The organism is Azoarcus sp. Soil_N_20 (assembly GCF_057656155.1).
In genome coordinates this window covers 624,069-641,073 of record NZ_JBDGKX010000001.1, presented here as the reverse complement: position 1 = coordinate 641,073, position 17,005 = coordinate 624,069, and the positions used below count along the sequence as shown (strand labels likewise).

General features: G+C 62.0%; 16 protein-coding genes. 15 read left to right on the top strand and 1 reads right to left on the bottom strand.

Going from position 1 to position 17,005, the window contains the following annotated elements; all coding sequences use genetic code 11:
• Positions 1-48 precede the first annotated feature (48 nt).
• The 3 genes from hemH to AC3A35_RS03000 all read left to right on the top strand — a co-directional run bounded on the left by hemH (position 49) and on the right by AC3A35_RS03000 (position 2,638).
• Positions 49-1,146, top strand: coding sequence for a ferrochelatase (gene hemH, locus AC3A35_RS03010; RefSeq protein WP_487434414.1), 1,098 nt, complete (start codon positions 49-51; stop codon positions 1,144-1,146).
• Positions 1,146-1,514 (top strand): phage holin family protein, encoded by a 369-nt coding sequence (locus tag AC3A35_RS03005; RefSeq protein ID WP_487434413.1) that lies wholly within the window; start codon positions 1,146-1,148, stop codon positions 1,512-1,514. Before hemH ends, AC3A35_RS03005 begins: the two co-directional genes overlap by 1 nt.
• Before the next feature lie 98 nt (positions 1,515-1,612).
• On the top strand, positions 1,613-2,638 hold the full coding sequence (locus AC3A35_RS03000) for a hypothetical protein (protein ID WP_487434412.1): 1,026 nt from the start codon (positions 1,613-1,615) through the stop codon (positions 2,636-2,638).
• A 5-nt stretch (positions 2,639-2,643) separates the two neighbouring features.
• On the opposite strand, the gene AC3A35_RS02995 is transcribed toward AC3A35_RS03000, so the two are convergent.
• The gene (locus tag AC3A35_RS02995; protein WP_487434411.1) at positions 2,644-4,008 is read right to left on the bottom strand and encodes a serine/threonine-protein kinase; all 1,365 of its coding nucleotides are present in this window, start codon (positions 4,006-4,008) and stop codon (positions 2,644-2,646) included.
• Positions 4,009-4,459: 451 nt separating this feature from the next.
• On the opposite strand from AC3A35_RS02995, the gene AC3A35_RS02990 reads away from it, so the two are divergent.
• From AC3A35_RS02990 to ribD, 12 genes are all read left to right on the top strand, one after another.
• Positions 4,460-5,779 (top strand): TRZ/ATZ family hydrolase, encoded by a 1,320-nt coding sequence (locus tag AC3A35_RS02990; RefSeq protein ID WP_487434410.1) that lies wholly within the window; start codon positions 4,460-4,462, stop codon positions 5,777-5,779.
• Positions 5,780-5,881: 102 nt separating this feature from the next.
• Positions 5,882-6,595, top strand: coding sequence for an OmpA family protein (locus AC3A35_RS02985; RefSeq protein WP_487434409.1), 714 nt, complete (start codon positions 5,882-5,884; stop codon positions 6,593-6,595).
• A gap of 118 nt (positions 6,596-6,713) precedes the next feature.
• Positions 6,714-7,418 (top strand): bifunctional 2-polyprenyl-6-hydroxyphenol methylase/3-demethylubiquinol 3-O-methyltransferase UbiG, encoded by a 705-nt coding sequence (gene ubiG / locus AC3A35_RS02980; RefSeq protein WP_487434711.1) that lies wholly within the window; start codon positions 6,714-6,716, stop codon positions 7,416-7,418.
• A 172-nt stretch (positions 7,419-7,590) separates the two neighbouring features.
• The gene (locus AC3A35_RS02975) at positions 7,591-9,030 is read left to right on the top strand and encodes a DUF294 nucleotidyltransferase-like domain-containing protein (protein ID WP_487434408.1); all 1,440 of its coding nucleotides are present in this window, start codon (positions 7,591-7,593) and stop codon (positions 9,028-9,030) included.
• A 123-nt stretch (positions 9,031-9,153) separates the two neighbouring features.
• Entirely contained in the window at positions 9,154-9,519 is a 366-nt protein-coding gene (locus tag AC3A35_RS02970) for an HPF/RaiA family ribosome-associated protein (protein WP_487434407.1), read from the top strand.
• 311 nt (positions 9,520-9,830) lie between these two features.
• Positions 9,831-10,913 (top strand): TRAP transporter substrate-binding protein, encoded by a 1,083-nt coding sequence (locus AC3A35_RS02965; protein WP_487434406.1) that lies wholly within the window; start codon positions 9,831-9,833, stop codon positions 10,911-10,913.
• 173 nt (positions 10,914-11,086) lie between these two features.
• Positions 11,087-11,668 carry a TRAP transporter small permease subunit gene (locus tag AC3A35_RS02960; protein ID WP_487434405.1) on the top strand — a complete coding sequence of 194 codons (582 nt, stop codon included), beginning with the start codon at positions 11,087-11,089 and terminating at the stop codon, positions 11,666-11,668.
• On the top strand, positions 11,665-13,359 hold the full coding sequence (locus tag AC3A35_RS02955; RefSeq protein ID WP_487434404.1) for a TRAP transporter large permease: 1,695 nt from the start codon (positions 11,665-11,667) through the stop codon (positions 13,357-13,359). The genes AC3A35_RS02960 and AC3A35_RS02955 overlap by 4 nt, the downstream gene beginning before the upstream one ends.
• The gene (locus AC3A35_RS02950) at positions 13,353-14,000 is read left to right on the top strand and encodes a histidine phosphatase family protein (RefSeq protein WP_487434403.1); all 648 of its coding nucleotides are present in this window, start codon (positions 13,353-13,355) and stop codon (positions 13,998-14,000) included. The genes AC3A35_RS02955 and AC3A35_RS02950 overlap by 7 nt, the downstream gene beginning before the upstream one ends.
• 108 nt (positions 14,001-14,108) lie before the next feature.
• Entirely contained in the window at positions 14,109-15,359 is a 1,251-nt protein-coding gene (gene glyA / locus AC3A35_RS02945; protein WP_487434402.1) for a serine hydroxymethyltransferase, read from the top strand.
• A gap of 54 nt (positions 15,360-15,413) precedes the next feature.
• Entirely contained in the window at positions 15,414-15,929 is a 516-nt protein-coding gene (nrdR, locus tag AC3A35_RS02940) for a transcriptional regulator NrdR (protein ID WP_487434401.1), read from the top strand.
• Positions 15,910-17,001 (top strand): bifunctional diaminohydroxyphosphoribosylaminopyrimidine deaminase/5-amino-6-(5-phosphoribosylamino)uracil reductase RibD, encoded by a 1,092-nt coding sequence (gene ribD / locus AC3A35_RS02935; protein WP_487434400.1) that lies wholly within the window; start codon positions 15,910-15,912, stop codon positions 16,999-17,001. The genes nrdR and ribD overlap by 20 nt, the downstream gene beginning before the upstream one ends.
• Positions 17,002-17,005 lie beyond the last annotated feature (4 nt).

Sequence of the window (17,005 nt, the reverse complement as noted above, 5' to 3'; positions counted from 1 at the left end):
CACCCCGCGGGGATCGCCGCGCGCGACACACTACTCTGAAGGATCAGCATGGCCCGCTACTGGCCCGAATCGCCCTACACGCATGGAACCCCTGAACGCACTGCGGTGCTGCTGGTCAATCTGGGCACTCCGGCGGCCCCCACCGCCGCGGCACTGCGCCCCTACCTGAAGCAGTTCCTGTCCGACCGGCGGGTGGTCGAGATTCCGCGCCTGGTGTGGTGGCCGATCCTCAATGGCATCATCCTCAACACCCGCCCGGGGAAGTCGGCGGCAAAGTACGCCAGCGTGTGGATGGAAGAAGGTTCGCCACTCAAGGTGCATACCGAACGTCAGGCCAAGCTGCTCGACGGCTACCTGAACGCCGAAGCAAGGACCGATATCGACGTCGCATGGGCCATGCGCTACGGCGCACCGTCCATTCCCGATACGCTGAATGCACTGCGTGCGCGCGGCTGCGCCCGCATCCTGGTGGTGCCGCTCTATCCCCAGTTTGCCGGCAGCACGACCGCGAGCGTGATCGACGAAGTCAGCCACAGCCTGCAGCACTGGCGCAACCTTCCCGAGCTCCGCTATGTGCGCAGCTACGCGGACGAGCCCGGTTACATCGCGGCACTCGCCCAGAGTGTGCGTGACCACTGGATGCAGAACGGCGAGCCCGACCGGCTGGTGATGAGCTTTCACGGCATCCCGCGGCGTACGCTCGAGCTCGGCGATCCCTATCATTGCGAGTGTCACAAGACCGCCCGCCTGGTCGCCGAGTCGCTCGACTTCCCGGCCGAACGCATCCTGATCACCTTCCAGTCCCGGTTCGGCAAGGCGGAGTGGCTCAAGCCCTACACCCAGCCCACGCTCGAAGCATTGGCACGGGAAGGAGTCGGGCGGGTCGACGTCATGTGTCCGGGCTTCGTGTCGGACTGCCTCGAAACCCTCGAGGAGATCGCCATCGAATGCAAGGAGGCCTTCCTGACCCATGGCGGCAAGACCTTCCACTACATCCCCTGCCTCAACGAGCGCCACGACTGGATTGCCGCGCTCACGACCCTTACCCGCCGCCACCTGGGCCACTGGCTGGACCGCCCTGCCGACACCGCCGAGGCCTGCGCCGCGGCACGTCAACGTGCCCTGGGCCTGGGAGCGAAGCGTTGATGACCCCCAACCTGCGCCTGTTGCTGCGCTGGGCATTGAACGCGGTCGCCATGCTCATACTCCCCGAGATCATCGCGGGGATTGCGGTCGAGAGTTATCTCTCCGCGCTCGCGGCAGCCATGCTGCTCGGCCTGGTCAATGCGCTGATCCGCCCGATCCTGATCCTGATCACCCTGCCCATCACGCTGCTCACCCTCGGCCTGTTCACCCTGGTCATCAACGCCTTCCTGTTCTGGGGCGTCTCCGGGCTCATCGGCGGTGTGCAGGTGAGCGATTTCTGGACCGCCTTCTGGGGTGCGCTGCTATACAGCCTGCTGACCTGGATCGTGAACGTGGCGGTCGGCGACGCCGAGCGCAAGCTCCGCTGAGGAGAGCAGACCACAGCGGGGCATCGATCCCGCGCCGCTCAAGGATTTTCGGTAGCAGCCGTTAACAGGCCCGGAGAGAAACACCCCGGGAGGCCACCATGAAGATCGCGAGCGCCAGCATCGAACTGCAGTCCAGCCACATTTCGATGCAGTACCTGCAGGTGAGCGAGCGGCTCGAAATGTGGAGAGACTCCCCCGGCGCGGCTGCCCGCGGCCAGGCCCCGGCAAAGCCGGATCTCGTGTGCGTGTCGGACGAAGGCATTGCGGCACAGCGAGCCGATGCGATTGCCGCGGCCGAGGATGCGGCCGAATCCGATCCCCGCCTGTCGGTGCTGATCCGCATGGTCGAGTTCCTCACTGGCCGGCCGGTGCGAGTCATGCGCCTGAGCGACCTCGAAGGCATGGGCGCCGTACCCTCGTCCGGCGGTCAGGGTAGCGGAGCCCCGCCCGGACGTGCCGGCTTCGGCATCGAGTACGACTATCAGGCGACTTACGCCGAGTTCGAGCAGACCCTTTTTTCCGCCGAAGGGGTGGTGCGCACCGCCGACGGCGCCGAGGTCCGCTTTCAGGTCGGCTTCACGCTGGAGCGCAGCCACGCCGAGTCGGTCTCGATGCAGGTTCGCGCCGGCGATGCCCCCCTGAAAGATCCGCTGATACTTGATTTCGCGGGCTCCGCAACATCGCTGTCCGATCTGCGCTTTGCGTTCGACCTCGACGCGGATGGCGACACGGAACAGGTGCCCCTGGTCGGCGGGAGCGGTCTTCTGGCCTTCGACCGCAATGCGAATGGCCGGATCGACGATGGCCGGGAGTTGTTCGGGCCGACGAGCGGCAACGGGTTTGCCGAACTTGCGCAACTGGATGGTGACGGCAACCGCTGGATCGACGAGAATGACGCCGACTTTGCTCGCTTGCGCGTCTGGCAGCCGGACCCGAGCGGGGGCGGCACATTGAGGTCCCTGACCGAAGCAGGCGTCGGGGCACTGTATCTCGGCGCCATCGACACCCCGTTCAGCGTCCGCAATGCGGTTCGGCAGACGCTGGGCGAGATGCGTTCGAGCAGCATCTATCTGCGCGAGGACGGCGGCGTCGGCACCGTCAGCCAGATCGACCTGAGCGTCTAGTCCGGTCAATCCTCGACCAGTTGCAGATCCAGCCCACCGGTCGCCGTATAGTCGCCCCGGATCGCAGGTTCGCAGTGCTTGGCCAACGCACGGCTGACTTCGGCCAGCCGCCGGACGACGACCGTTGATACCTGCCGCCGGAACAGCTCCTGTACCTCATCGGTCGCCAGCGCCAGGGCCGCGGGGTTGATCTCGAGATATGTCATCGGCTCGAGCGACACCGCGGTCATCATGTGTCGATGCTCGAGGTGGTCCAGCCAGGCCTGTTCGCCAAACACCTCACCAGGACCGAGTTCGAGCACCTTGCGCCCCTCGACCGACAGTTCGACGCGCCCCGACAGCACGATGCCGAACCGCTGATCGGCATCGCGCTCACGCATCAGCGTCACATGTTCGTCGGCCTTGCGCCACGAACTGATGCGTAACACCTCCCACAACTCGATGTCGTCGAACTCGGTAAAGAATGCCAGCTTGCGCAACATCGTGAACCGGCTGGTGTCCGCCGGCACGAAGCTGTCATCGAGGATCTTGTAGCGGACCGCCGCAAGGTCCTTGGCAAATTCGGCACCGTTCTTGTAGCGTGAATAAAGATCCTTCTCCAGCGCTTTCCGGATCACTGCATCCATCTGCTCCGGGATATCGGGGTTGAGTTGCGACACCGAGGGCTGGTCGGCATTGATGATCTTGTACACCAGTTGCGCAGGATTCGCCGCCCGGAACGGCAGCCGCCCAGTGAGCAGATGAAAGAGCACCACGCCCAGCGAATACAGGTCGGTCTTCTGATTGAGCGGATAGCCCTTGATCTGCTCCGGGCTCATGTAAGCGGGCGAACCCACGCCCATGATGAAGGTGGAGTCGGTCTCGATCTTCTTGCTGATGTTCAGCGCGAGTCCGAAATCGGTAATCTTTACGTTGTCCTGGTCATCCACCAGGATGTTGGCCGGCTTGATGTCGCGATGGACGATACCGTTGCGGTAGGCATGATCGAGCGCCATGCAGCACTTGAAAATGATCCCGATCACGCGGTGAATGGGAAGCAGACGCTCGAAGCTGCAATACCGCTCGAGGGTCAGGCCCGGGAAATACTCCATCACCACGTAGGCCTCGCTGGCCTCCACCACGGCCTCGAAAATTCGGATGATATTGGGATGATCGAGGCGTCTTGCCACCGCTTCCTCGGCCTTGAGCAGCTTCAGCAGACGGCGATTCCACTTCGCCTCGTCGCGCGCCTTGTCGTCGAACTTGACATGCTTGAGCGCAACCGGTTCAGGGTAATGAGGATTCTCGGCAAGATAAACGACCGCCGTTGCCCCGCGCCCCAACTCGCGCACGATCCGATACTTGCCGACTCTTTCGGGCATCTGTCCCATGGCATCCTGCTGGCGCGTGAAGCACCCTACACAAGCACGTTGCAATCGTGTCAATTGTGTCACGATCACCGTACATAGAGAATCTTCAGGTGAAAAACGTTCCGATTGACGTTAACGTAAATTGATACTGTCCGCTCCTTGCCCATTGTGCTTAAATCTCAAAGCAAAAACCGAAACCCCCGCTCGACGGGGAAAATAACCGGTGAAGCGGTCAAGAATGGCATGGTCGGCAAGGGCATCGATGCAAACAGGATCGACACCATCCGGTTCGGGAAGACCCAGCCGGTCGGCGTCGTCTCCTGCCCCGCTACTCTGGGCCGCACCAAGCTGACTGAGTGTCTCGAACCGCACCGCCGCGCGGTGGTTCTTATTAAGGGTCCGACGAAGTAACCACCGCCGACTGCCAAGCCCGCCCCCGCAACAGCCGGGGTTTTCATTTCGGAGCCCGATCGTGAGCGAACCCGTCGACCAACTCATACACCCGCGGTGGCTGGTTCCGATATCGCCTGCCGACACCCTGCTGGAACATCACAGCGTGGCGATCCGCTCCGGTCGGATTGTGGATATCCTGTCTCAGGCCGAGGCCCGCCTCCGCTACCGGGCCTCGGAGACTACCGAACTGCCGGATCATGTTCTGATCCCGGGTCTCGTGAATCTCCATGCGCACGCGGCCATGAACCTGATGCGGGGCATCGCCGACGACCTTCCGCTGATGCGCTGGCTGCAGGAAGCGATCTGGCCTGCCGAGGCGAAGCACGCATGCCCGTCCTTCGTTCATGATGGAACCTTGCTGGCCGCAAGGGAAATGCTGCGCGGCGGGATCACCACATGCAACGACATGTACTTCTACCCGGATGCAGCGGCAGCCGCTTTCGACAAGGCCGGAATGCGCGCCGTCATCGGCATGATCATGCTGGATTTTCCGACCTCCTACGCCAGCGATGCAGACGACTGCCTGCGAAAGGGGCTTGCCATCCGGGACAAATGGCGAGCGCACCCGCTGCTCGGGTTCTCGGTTGCACCTCATGCACCATACACGCTCTCGGACAGCAGCCTCGAACGGGCCGGCAGCCTCGCAGCAGAACTGGACGTACCGATCCATATTCACGTCCATGAAACCGCAAGCGAAATTGCGGAGTCGCTGGCGGCACACGGCATGCGCCCCCTGCACCGGCTCGAGCGCCTGGGCCTGCTGGGGCCGAACCTGATCGGTGTCCACGCCGTACATCTCGATGACACCGACCTCGCCCGACTCGCACACCATGGCTGCAACGTCGCCCATTGCCCCACTTCGAACATGAAACTGGGCAGTGGCATCGCCCCACTTTCGCGGCTGGTCGAATGCGGTATCAACGTCGGCCTCGGAACCGACGGTGCGGCAAGCAACAATCGGCTCGACCTGTTTCAGGAGATGCGCCATGCCGCGCTGCTTGCGAAGGCGGTCCAACAGGATGCAGCAGTCATTCCAGCACACCTCGCCCTTCACATGGCAACGCTGGGCGGTGCGCGGGCGCTGGGCATGGATCGTGACATCGGATCGATCAGTGTCGGCAAGCGTGCAGACCTGTGCGCAGTCTCGATCGCCGACCCGCTGATGACACCGTGCTTCGACCCGGTTTCGCACCTGGTCTATGTCTGCGGACGTGAACAGGTCTCCCACGTGTGGATTGACGGCGCACTGCGGGTGAGAAATGGCACGGTGATGTTGCAAATAAGCGACAAAGAATTGCTCGGCATCACAACGCTATGGCAAACTAAACTCGTTAATTGAACCGAATTAATTCCGTTCGAACGCACGCGACACGGATTCAAAGACCGTTTTCGCCCGGTTGCAGCGGCTACAACCGTCTCTCGCCCTACACATGAGGAAACCATGACCAAACAGACCAAGAAACAGATGCTCATGCTGGCCGCCATCGCTTCGATCGGCCTCTCCGCTCCCAGCGCCTTTGCTCAGGCCAAAGATGTCGTCGTCGATGGCAAGGGTGAAATCCCCTACCTGATCGACGGTCGTAACGTCGTCGCCCGCAGCGGCACTGGCTTGTGCTGGCGCACTGGCTACTGGAGCCCGGCTGCCGCCGGGTCTGCCATGGCTGGTCAGTTCCCGGCCGGTTGCGAATGTGACGGCGACATCGTTCCGAAGGAAAAGTGCGTTGCCCCGATGGCAGCCGCCCCGGCAGCACCTGCTGCCCCTGCTCCGAAGCCCACGGCTGACAAGATCAAGCTCTCCGCCGATGCCCTGTTCGACTTCGACAAGGCTGTCCTGAAACCCGAAGGCAGGGCCAAGCTCGACGACCTCGCCGCCCAGTCGAAGCAAGTCAAGCTGGAAGTGATCCTGGCTGTCGGCCACACCGACCGCCTCGGTTCCGACGCCTACAACCAGAAGCTGTCGGAGCGTCGCGCTGCCGCCGTGAAGACCTATCTGGTCTCCAAGGGCGTGGAAGCCAACCGTGTCTACACCGAAGGCAAGGGCGAAAAGCAGCCCGTGACCGGCACCACCTGCGACAGCGTGAAGGGCCGTACGGCACTGATCGCCTGCCTGCAGCCGGACCGTCGCGTTGAAGTCGAAGTCATCGGCTCCAAGTAATCCGACTCCGCTTGTGGAAAAAGCCCTGCCTCGGCGGGGCTTTTTCTTTTTGCGAACCTCGCCGAACGCATTCGGATGCGCTCGGTCTTCACCACTGTGTCCGTTTCAGGCCAACATGATGAGCACGCTCAACGCAGACCCCGCCGAACTCCAGAAATTCAGCGACCTCGCCCACCGCTGGTGGGATCCGGCCTCGGAATTCAAACCCCTGCACGAGATCAATCCGCTTCGCCTCGACTGGATCGACAACACGGCCAGCCTCGCAGGAAAAGACGTACTCGACATCGGCTGCGGCGGCGGAATTCTCTCCGAGGGGATGGCGGCGCGAGGCGCAACCGTCACCGGGATCGATCTATCGGAGAAAGCACTCGGCGTCGCACGGCTGCACCTGTTCGAAAGCAGCCAGAAGGTCGACTATCGACTCGTCAGCGCCGAGGAGTTTGCCGCGCAGCGCCCCGGGCAGTACGACATAGTCACCTGCATGGAGATGCTCGAACACGTACCCGACCCGGCGAGCACCATCACGGCATGCGCGAGGCTGGTCAGGCCCGGCGGCCATGTATTTTTCTCCACCCTCAATCGCAACCTGAAGTCGTACTTGTTTGCGATCATCGGGGCCGAATATGTGCTCAATCTTCTGCCCCGAGGCACTCATGAATACGCAAAGTTCATCAAACCATCAGAGCTGAGCCGCTATTGTCGCGATGCAGGACTCTCTCCGCAGGAGCTGATCGGCATGGACTACAACCCACTGACCAAGATCTACTCGCTCGGGCGCGGCACCGACGTAAACTACTTGATGCACACCCACCGCGAGGCATGAAGGCGGCCAACACCACCCAAGGACTGCACTGATACCTTGAAGCGCCGCGACCAACCGCACATCCGGTTGGTTTTTCTACCCCGGCCCGCAACGGCGTGCGCTGCTCGCGCGAATACCCAGTTCGACGACCGTTCCGACATCGTTGTCCGTTTTCAACGGAGAGCAGGCTCACATGGCTGATGACAACCAGTTCTTCCGCCCGGCAAGGGATTTCTGTCAACGCCAGGTCGTGAGCTGCCAAGCCGGCGCGCCGCTTGTCGATATCGTTGCAATCATGCGTGAGAAGAGCATCTCAAGCATGGTGGTCATCGAAGAGGGCAATCCAAGCGGAATATTCACCGATCGCGACCTGCGCAACAAAGTCGTCGCGCGCGGCCTCGACCCGAATTTGCTGACGGTACGCGATGTCATGAACTCACCGCTTTCGGTGATCGGCGAGGACGATTCCCTCTACGAGGCGCTGTACCAGATGTCGCGGCGGGGCATCCATCGCCTGGGGGTGGTCGATGGCAAGGGCGCACTCGCGGGCATCATTACCGACACCGATATCCTCAAGCTGCAGACGAACTCCCCACATCAACTGGTCCTGGATATCGAGCAAGCCACCGACCTGGACGAGCTTGAACGACTTCATCAGCGCATCGAAGGGCTGGTATTGCATCTGAGCGGAACCGGCATGCGCACCCGCGACATGGTGCGCTTGATCGCCAATCTCAACGACCAGATCCTGCGGCGCCTGATCGCCCTCCTGCGCAAGGACCGATTCGCCTGCCTTCCGCCGGATTTTGCATTCGTGGTGATGGGAAGCGAGGGGCGCCGGGAACAGACCCTGGCGACCGATCAGGACAACGCACTGATCTACGCCGACGACCTTAGCGCGGCCGAGGTCAGTCAGCTCAAGGCCTTTGCCACCGAACTGATCGATGCCCTGATCGCAATCGGTGTTCCCCCGTGCCCCGGCGGCATCATGGCCAAGAACACCGCCTGGCAGGGGAGCGTGAGCCGGTGGAAGGAGGAGATCAATCGCTGGTTCAACACGCCTACCCCGGATCACATCATGAAGGGCAGCATGTTCGTCGACCTGCGCACCCTGTATGGCGACCCGCAACTCGAGCAGCAGCTCAAGGCCTATGTTTTCAAGCACGTCGCTGGCAATCGGGGTTTCCTGATGCGGATGACACAGAACATGATGGGCTTCAGGCCGCCATTCGGCTGGTTCGGAAAGATCAAGACCGAAACCAGCGCTGAGCATCGCGGCGAGATCGACATCAAAAAGGCCGGCATCTTTGCAATCACCGACGGCATCAAGGCGTTGTCGCTCGAAGCCGGCAATCTCGACGGCGGCACCCACGAGCGTATCGCGTCACTGGTGGCGGCAGGGTTGTTGCCTGCGGAGGTGGCGGCGGATGCCGAAGAAAGTTTCGAGTTTCTCGTGCGAATGCGCTTGCGTGGCCAAGTCCAGGCAATACAGGCTGGCCGGAATCCGACGAACTACGTTGCACTCGACCAGCTCAATCCCATGGAGGTGGCGCAGTTGCGTAGCGCGCTGGAAGGCGTTGGGCGATTCCAGCGCCTCATCAAACACCATTTCAATCTCGATCTGTTACGTTGATACGGTGCGCACGTCACTTCCGATGGAACGACGTCCGCCCACCGTGGGTCTCTATCCCAAGATCGGCGAGTTTTGTTCCGCTCGATCGAGCATCCACGCACGAACCGTTCAACAGGAGTCACCATGCAAGTGCACTTCAATTCTGACGAGAGCCTTGAAGGCCATGAAGCGCGTAGGCACCACGCCGAAAAAGTGGTGAGGCATGCACTGAACCGCTTCGGGGAGCAGATCACCCGGGTCGAGATTCACGTCAGCGACGTAAACGGCAGCAAGGCCGGCGAGGACGACAAACGCTGCCTGATGGAAGCTCGACTCGCCGGTCGTCAGCCCATTGCTGTCACCGAGATGGCCGGCTCATTGCACCAGGCCATCGACGGCGCGGCGCAGAAGCTGAGACGCTCGATCGAGAGTGCGCTCGGCAAGCAGCAGGCCGATCGGAGAACGCCCCCCCCACTTTCGGAAGATCTTCCCGAGTCGCAGTCCGACTAGAACCAGTCCGAGGCGCGAAGACTGCGCGCACGGCAGGACAAGCAAAAAATCCGGGCCTGCCGGATCCCCGTCACACCCTGCCATTCCGTCGATAACCGCCACGCCCCTGGATCAGCTCACTGCTCCGGGGGCTTTGTTTATTTTGTCGGCATTGACGTTCCCCCGACGATCGCACCCCATGGGACAACCCCAACTGGAGCAACTCGGGCAAATCCCCGGATCGTTAGGGTTTTCCGCGGTTTTCGACGGCCCTGTAATCCCTATAATCGCCGCTGCAAGTCCATAACACACACAGACATCGAGGAGATATTGTGGAACGTCGTAAATTCCTGAAGAGCGCAGGTATAGCTGGCGTACTGGCGGCAGGAACCGCACCGGCCATCGTCAATGCGCAGCAGCAGATTCGTTGGCGCCTTGCCTCCAGCTTCCCGAAATCACTCGACACCATTTACGGCGCCGCCGAAGTCTTTTCCAAGAACGTGGCTGATGCCACCGGCGGCAAGTTCCAGATCTCGGTCCACGCTGCAGGCGAACTGGTGCCGGCTTTCGGCGTTGTCGATGCCATTCAGCAAGGATCCATCGATGCGGCGCACACCGCACCGTATTACTTCTTCGGCAAGGACGAGGCGTTCGCCTTCGATTGCGCAATTCCCTTCGGCATGAACTCGCGCCAACTCACGGCGTGGATGTATGAAGGCAACGGCATGAAATTGATGCGCGAGTTCTATTCGCAATTCAACATCATCAATTTCCCGCTGGGCAACACCGGAGCGCAGATGGGTGGGTGGTACCGCAAACAGATCAAATCGCCGGCCGACATCAACGGCATGAAAATGCGTATCGGCGGCTTCGGCGGGCGCGTACTCGCCAAGATGGGTGGCGTACCGCAGAACATTCCGGGCGGCGAAATCTATCAATCACTCGAGAAGGGCACGATTGACGCAACCGAGTGGGTCGGTCCCTATGACGATCTGAAGCTGGGCTTCCACAAGGTCGCCCCCTTCTATTACTACCCCGGCTGGTGGGAAGGCGGTGCCCAACTGTCGCTCTACATCAACGACAAGCAGTGGAATTCGCTCTCCAATGAGTACAAGGCCATCGTACGCCAAGCCGCCTCGGATGCGCACGTGGTCATGCAGGCGCGCTACGATGCGCGCAACCCCGGCGCCTTGAAACAGCTCATTGCCGAGGGCGCCAAGCTCGACCGCTTCCCCAAATCGGTGATGGACGCTGCCTACAAGGCACGCAATGAAGTGTATGCGGAACTGAACGACAAGAACCCGAACTGGAAGAAGATCTACGGGGACTATGCCAAATTCCTCGCCGACTCCTATCAGTGGGCTCCGATTGCCGAAGGCAGCTTCGATCAGTACATGTCCGGGATGAAGCTCTAACGGATCGGCAAAAAGGCGCGCCTCGGGAGCGATCCCGGAGCGCGCCTCTCTGTACCCGGAAGCGCAGGCGGCCGGGCTATCGAACCGGTGGCATACTTCAATCCGTGGCTCGTCTTGACACGCGTATACCAGACCGGCGTAATCAGCATCCTCGGGGCCAGGCCGAACTTCTCATGGGTATCCTTCTCAAGCTTTCCGGACTGATCGACAGTCTGACGCGGCTGATCGGCAAGTGCATTATCTGGCTTGTCCTTGCCGCCGCCATCATCAGTGCCTTGAATGCCATTGCACGAAAGGCTTTCAACGTTGGCTCGAACGCCTTTCTCGAGATCCAGTGGTACATGTTCGGAGCCGTTTTCCTGCTCGGTGCCGGCTATACCTTCATGCAGAACGCCCATGTACGCATCGACGTGCTGGCGAACAAGGTTTCCAAGCGCACGCGCACCCTCATCGACATTGGCGGCATTCTGATTTTCCTGCTGCCGATGTGCTTTTTCATGATCGATTTCGCCTGGCCCATCGTCCATACCGCTTATGTATCCGGCGAGATGTCGTCCAATTCGGGCGGACTGATCCGCTGGCCCGCTTACGCCCTGGTACCGCTCGGTTTCGGCCTGCTGGCGCTGCAAGCGTTTTCTGAACTCATCAAGCGCATCGCGTATCTCGCGGGCAAGGCACCCGACCCCACCTTGCACGGTGGCCATGGTGACAATTCAACCGAACACGAGTCCGACGGCGCAGGGGCCCACCAATGATCGAGTTCTTCTCAGCAAACGCTGCGCCGATCATGTTCGGGGCAGTCGTATTCTTCCTGCTGTCGGGGTTCCCGGTCGCGTTCGCCCTTGCAGCGTGTGGCCTGTTCTTCGGTTTTATCGGGATCGAAGCCGGGCTGCTACCGGCGTCGATGTTCCAGGCGCTGCCATTGCGGGTGTTCGGCATCATGCAGAACGATACTCTGCTGGCCATTCCCTTCTTTACTCTGATGGGCCTGATTCTCGAGCGTAGCGGCATGGCCGAGGATTTGCTCGACACCGTCGGCCAGGTATTCGGCCCGATTCGCGGCGGCCTGGCCCTGGCAGTCATCTTCGTCGGCGCCCTTCTGGCCGCCACGACCGGCGTGGTTGCGGCATCGGTAATCTCGATGGGTCTGATCTCGTTGCCGATCATGTTGCGCTATGGTTACAGTCGCGAAATCGCGAGCGGCGTGATTACCGCCTCGGGCACGCTCGCGCAGGCGATTCCCCCTTCGCTCGTACTCATCGTGATGGCTGACCAGCTCGGTCGGAGTGTCGGCGACATGTACAAGGGGGCCTTCATTCCGGCCTTTCTGCTGGTGACCCTTTATGCGCTGTTCATCATCGCGCTCGCCATCTTCAAGCCAAAGTTGGTGCCTGCATTGCCGCCGGAGGCACTGACCCATCGCGAACCGGACGGGTCGTCGGGTCTGCGCTCGCTCACCGTGCTCGCGGCCGGGATCACCGTGGTATCGGCATTGTTCGGGAACCACTATGGCGAAATCCTCGGCATGTTCAAGACTCAAGAGGTGACGCCGGCGCTCGACGAGACGATCGTCGTGGCACTGACCTTGGGTACGGCGCTTGCGCTCGGCCTTGCCGGCCTCAACCGTCTGTTCGGCCTCGGTCTGCTGTCGCGTATCTGCGAACGCGTCGTGTTTGTTCTGATTCCGCCGCTGGCACTGATTTTCCTCGTGCTCGGTACCATCTTCCTAGGTATCGCCACGCCGACCGAGGGCGGTGCGATGGGGGCCGTTGGCGCGCTGATCATGGCGGGTGCGCGCAGGCGCCTGGATCTGGTGACGCTGAAGCAGGCGCTGGAATCCACCACGCGGCTGTCCTGCTTTGTGCTGTTCATCCTGATCGGCTCGACCATCTTCAGCTTCACCTTCACCGCGGTCGATGGCCAGCTGTGGGTCGAGCACCTGTTCGACAAGCTGCCCGGCGGTCAGATCGGCTTTCTGATCTTCGTGAATGCGGTCATTTTCGTGCTTGGCTTCTTCCTCGACTTCTTCGAGATTGCCTTCATCCTGATCCCGCTGCTGGCCCCCGTCGCCGACAAGCTCGGTATCGACCTGATCTGGTTCGGCGTCATCCTCGCGGTCAACCTGCAGACCTCCTTCCTGACTCCACCGTTCGGATTCGCGCTGTTTTACCTGCGCAGCGTGGCGCCGGTAAGTGCCTTTCTCGACCGGGTAACGGGAAAACGCATCGAAGCGGTGAAGACCACGCAGATCTACCGCGGCTCGGTTGTCTTCGTCCTGATCCAGGTCCTGGTTCTGGCCGCCGTCATCGCGTTCCCACAGCTCGTCACCGGTAATCTCGATGCCAAGGTCGAGGTGGATCTCGATACAATCCGGATCGAGGCCCCCCCGTCCGACGGAGGCTGGGGCGAATCGACGAACGGCGACGAAAGCAAAGGCGGATGGTGAGCACCTATACCCGACTGTGCCTGGTGAGGCACGGCGAAACGACTTGGAACGTCGAAAGGCGTCTCCAGGGACATCTCGATATCGAGCTCAATGAAACCGGCGTCGCGCAGGCGCGGGCAACCGCTCGCGCGCTGGCAGGCCGATCATTTCTCGCTGCCTACAGCAGCGATCTGCGCCGAGCGCAGTTGACGGCGGAGGTCATCACCGCTGCCACCGCTTTGCAGGTCACGCCCGAACCCGGATTGCGTGAGCGCCACTACGGACTGTTTCAGGGCCTGAGCTACCAGGAAGCGCAGACGCGACATCCGACCGACTACGCCCGCTTCATCAGCCGCGAAGCGGACTTTGCATTTTCCGGGGGCGGGGAAAGCCTTCGAGCCTTCGCCGACCGTATCAGCGACACGCTGAGCCGCATTGCCAACCGTCACCGCGGCGAAGACATCTTGATCGTGACCCATGGCGGAGTGCTCGACATCGTTCATCGCCTCGCCACCGGCAAGGTACTCGAGGCGCCACGCGATTTCACGATCCCCAACGCGGCGTTGAACTGGGTCGATCACGACCGGGGCCAGTGGCAACTGGTCAGCTGGGGCGACCAGAGCCATCTGGACGACGCCCGCGACGAACTCGCCAACGCCTGAACGGACATCCGCGCAGGCCACTCGGATCGAGTCGCGCGCTGCCCGCCATGCATGCCCGCGCTGCATGGTAATATCCGCTTTTAAAAACCACCCTGTCGAGTCCGTTCCATGTTCTCTTCGCAAGACACCCTCGCCAAGGTCGATCCCGAGCTGTGGGCCGCCGTGCAGGCGGAAAACCGCCGCCAGGAAGACCACATCGAATTGATCGCTTCCGAGAACTACGTCTCCCATGCAGTCATGGAAGCGCAGGGCTCCCAGCTGACCAACAAGTATGCGGAGGGCTATCCCGGCAAGCGCTATTACGGCGGCTGCGAGCACGTCGACGTCGCCGAGCAGCTCGCCATCGACCGGCTGAAGAAGTTGTTCGGCGCCGAGGCGGCCAACGTGCAGCCCAACTCGGGTTCGCAGGCCAACCAGGCCGTGCTGTTGGCCTTCGCCAAACCGGGTGACACGATCATGGGCATGAGTTTGGCCGAAGGCGGCCACCTCACCCACGGCATGCCGCTCAACATGTCGGGCAAGTGGTTCAACGTGGTGGCCTACGGCCTCGACGCCAAGGAGGAAATCGATTACGACAAGATGGAAGCGCTGGCACGCGAGCACAAGCCGCGCATCATCATCGCCGGCGCTTCGGCCTATTCGCTGCGTATCGACTTCGAACGTTTCGCGAAGATTGCCAAGGAAATCGGCGCGACTTTCTGGGTGGACATGGCCCACTACGCCGGCCTGATTGCAGCCGGGTACTACCCGAACCCGGTGCCGCATGCCGACGTCGTCACCTCCACCACCCACAAGACGCTGCGCGGCCCGCGCGGCGGCATCATCCTGATGAAGGCCGAGCACGAGAAGGCGATCAACTCTGCCATCTTCCCCGGCCTGCAGGGCGGTCCGCTGATGCACGTCATCGCGGCCAAGGCAGTCGCATTCAAGGAAGCGGCAACGTCCGGATTCCGCAACTATCAGGAACAGGTGATCGCCAACGCCCGCGTGATGGCGCGCGTCCTGGGCGAGGAACGCGGCCTGCGTATCGTCTCCGGCCGCACCGAAAGCCATGTCTTCCTCGTCGACCTGCGCTCCAAGAAGATCACCGGCAAAGCGGCGGAAGCGGTGCTGGGCAGCGCCCACATCACGGTAAACAAGAACTCGATCCCGAATGATCCGGAAAAGCCCTTCGTGACCTCCGGTATCCGCATCGGCTCTCCGGCGATGACGACCCGCGGCTTCACCGAGATCGAATCCGAGCAAATCGCCCACCTGATCGCCGACGTGCTCGATGCGCCCGACGACAGTGCGGTGATCGAGCGCGTGCGCGGCAAGGTGTCCGAACTGTGCGCGAAGTTCCCGGTGTACGGCAGCTGAGCCAATGCCTGCAGTGAGCCTCCCTGGTTCGCTGCAGGCGTTCGCATCTTCGCCATGAAGTGCCCATTCTGCGGCGATCCCAATACCCAGGTCACCGACACCCGCGAAAACGATGACGGTGACGTGGTCCGTCGACGTCGACGCTGCGCCAGCTGCGACAAGCGCTTTACCACGTACGAACGCATCGATCTGAAGATGCCGCACATCGTGAAGCGCAACGGTAGCCGCAGCGATTTCGACCATGCCAAACTCGCGGGCAGCATGAAGCTCGCGCTGCGCAAACGCCCGGTCACCACCGAAGCGCTGGAGGCGGCGGTCGATCGTATCGAGGCCCGTCTGCTGGCACTGGGCGAGAACGAGGTATCCAGCGAGCGAATCGGCGAACTGGTGATGAAGGAACTCAAGCAGCTCGACAAGGTGGCGTACATCCGCTTCGCTTCGGTATACCGCAACTTTGCCGATGTCGACGAGTTTTCCGAGGTCATCCGCGAGGTGCAGACCCGCCCCAGGCGTGGCCGTGCGAACCCCAAACCTCCGGCCGATACCGAGCATGACCTTTTCGGCGACTGATCACGCCTGCATGGCGCGCGCCCTGGCGCTGGCCGAACAGGGAGTGAATACGACCACGCCCAATCCGCGAGTCGGTTGCGTGATCGTGCGTGACGATCGGACGGTGGGCGAAGGCTGGCATTCCCGCGCCGGCGAGGCCCACGCCGAAGCACTCGCCCTTAGACAGGCAGGCGAGGCGGCGCAAGGTGCGACCGCCTATGTCACCCTGGAGCCCTGCTCCCATTTCGGCCGCACCCCGCCTTGCGCCGATGCATTGATTGCGGCCGGCGTCTCCCGGGTCGTAGTCGCCATGGAGGACCCGAATCCGCTGGTTTCCGGTCGTGGCCTGGAGCGCCTCCGCGCAAGCGGGATCGTCACTGCGCGCGGTCTGCTCGAGCACGAAGCCAGGGAACTCAACATCGGTTTCAACTCGCGGATGACCCGCGGCCGTCCGTGGCTGCGACTCAAGGCGGCGAGCACGCTGGACGGCAAGACCGCATTGAACAACGGCGTGAGCCAGTGGATTACCGGGCCCGCCGCCCGCACCGACGGACACCGCTGGCGCGCACGCTCCTGTGCGATCCTCACCGGTATCGGCACGGTGAAGGAGGACGATCCTCAGCTTACGGTACGCGCCATACCGTGCACACGCCAGCCTCTCCGTGTGCTCGTGGATGCCCGGCTCGATGTATCCCTGGCTGCCCGGATCCTGCAAGGCGAGCCGATCATCATCGCCACCGCCTGCCCCGACGCGGAGAAAGCGGCGCGCCTGACCGACGCCGGCCACCGACTGTTACAGATTCCCAACAACGGGGGCAAAGTGGATCTCCCAGCGTTGATGAGCGAGCTCGGCACACTCGGCCTCAACGAGATTCACGTCGAGGCCGGCTTCAAGCTCAATGGATCACTGCTGCGCGAGGGCTGCGTCGATGAGTTGCTGCTCTATCTCGCACCGATGCTGGTGGGCGACGCTGCCCAGGGACTGTTCAACCTTGCCGCGCTCACCCGGCTCGACACCGCGCTGCGGCTCGACGTGCGCGACCTGCGCCGGATCGGCGACGACTTCCGCCTGATCGCCCGCCCGCGGACTTGAGCGT

Bases quoted from the DNA above. Each gene is read 5' to 3' on its own strand.
- AC3A35_RS02960 (WP_487434405.1), top strand. From the start codon at position 11,087: ATGGGTATCCTTCTCAAGCTTTCCGGACTGATCGACAGTCTGACGCGG.
- nrdR (WP_487434401.1), top strand. From the start codon at position 15,414: ATGAAGTGCCCATTCTGCGGCGATCCCAATACCCAGGTCACCGACACC.
- AC3A35_RS02955 (WP_487434404.1), top strand. From the start codon at position 11,665: ATGATCGAGTTCTTCTCAGCAAACGCTGCGCCGATCATGTTCGGGGCA.
- glyA (WP_487434402.1), top strand. From the start codon at position 14,109: ATGTTCTCTTCGCAAGACACCCTCGCCAAGGTCGATCCCGAGCTGTGG.
- AC3A35_RS03005 (WP_487434413.1), top strand. From the start codon at position 1,146: ATGACCCCCAACCTGCGCCTGTTGCTGCGCTGGGCATTGAACGCGGTC.
- ubiG (WP_487434711.1), top strand. From the start codon at position 6,714: ATGAGCACGCTCAACGCAGACCCCGCCGAACTCCAGAAATTCAGCGAC.
- AC3A35_RS02950 (WP_487434403.1), top strand. From the start codon at position 13,353: ATGGTGAGCACCTATACCCGACTGTGCCTGGTGAGGCACGGCGAAACG.
- AC3A35_RS02970 (WP_487434407.1), top strand. From the start codon at position 9,154: ATGCAAGTGCACTTCAATTCTGACGAGAGCCTTGAAGGCCATGAAGCG.
- AC3A35_RS02975 (WP_487434408.1), top strand. From the start codon at position 7,591: ATGGCTGATGACAACCAGTTCTTCCGCCCGGCAAGGGATTTCTGTCAA.
- AC3A35_RS02985 (WP_487434409.1), top strand. From the start codon at position 5,882: ATGACCAAACAGACCAAGAAACAGATGCTCATGCTGGCCGCCATCGCT.
- ribD (WP_487434400.1), top strand. From the start codon at position 15,910: ATGACCTTTTCGGCGACTGATCACGCCTGCATGGCGCGCGCCCTGGCG.
- AC3A35_RS02995 (WP_487434411.1), bottom strand. From the start codon at position 4,008: ATGGGACAGATGCCCGAAAGAGTCGGCAAGTATCGGATCGTGCGCGAG.
- AC3A35_RS03000 (WP_487434412.1), top strand. From the start codon at position 1,613: ATGAAGATCGCGAGCGCCAGCATCGAACTGCAGTCCAGCCACATTTCG.
- hemH (WP_487434414.1), top strand. From the start codon at position 49: ATGGCCCGCTACTGGCCCGAATCGCCCTACACGCATGGAACCCCTGAA.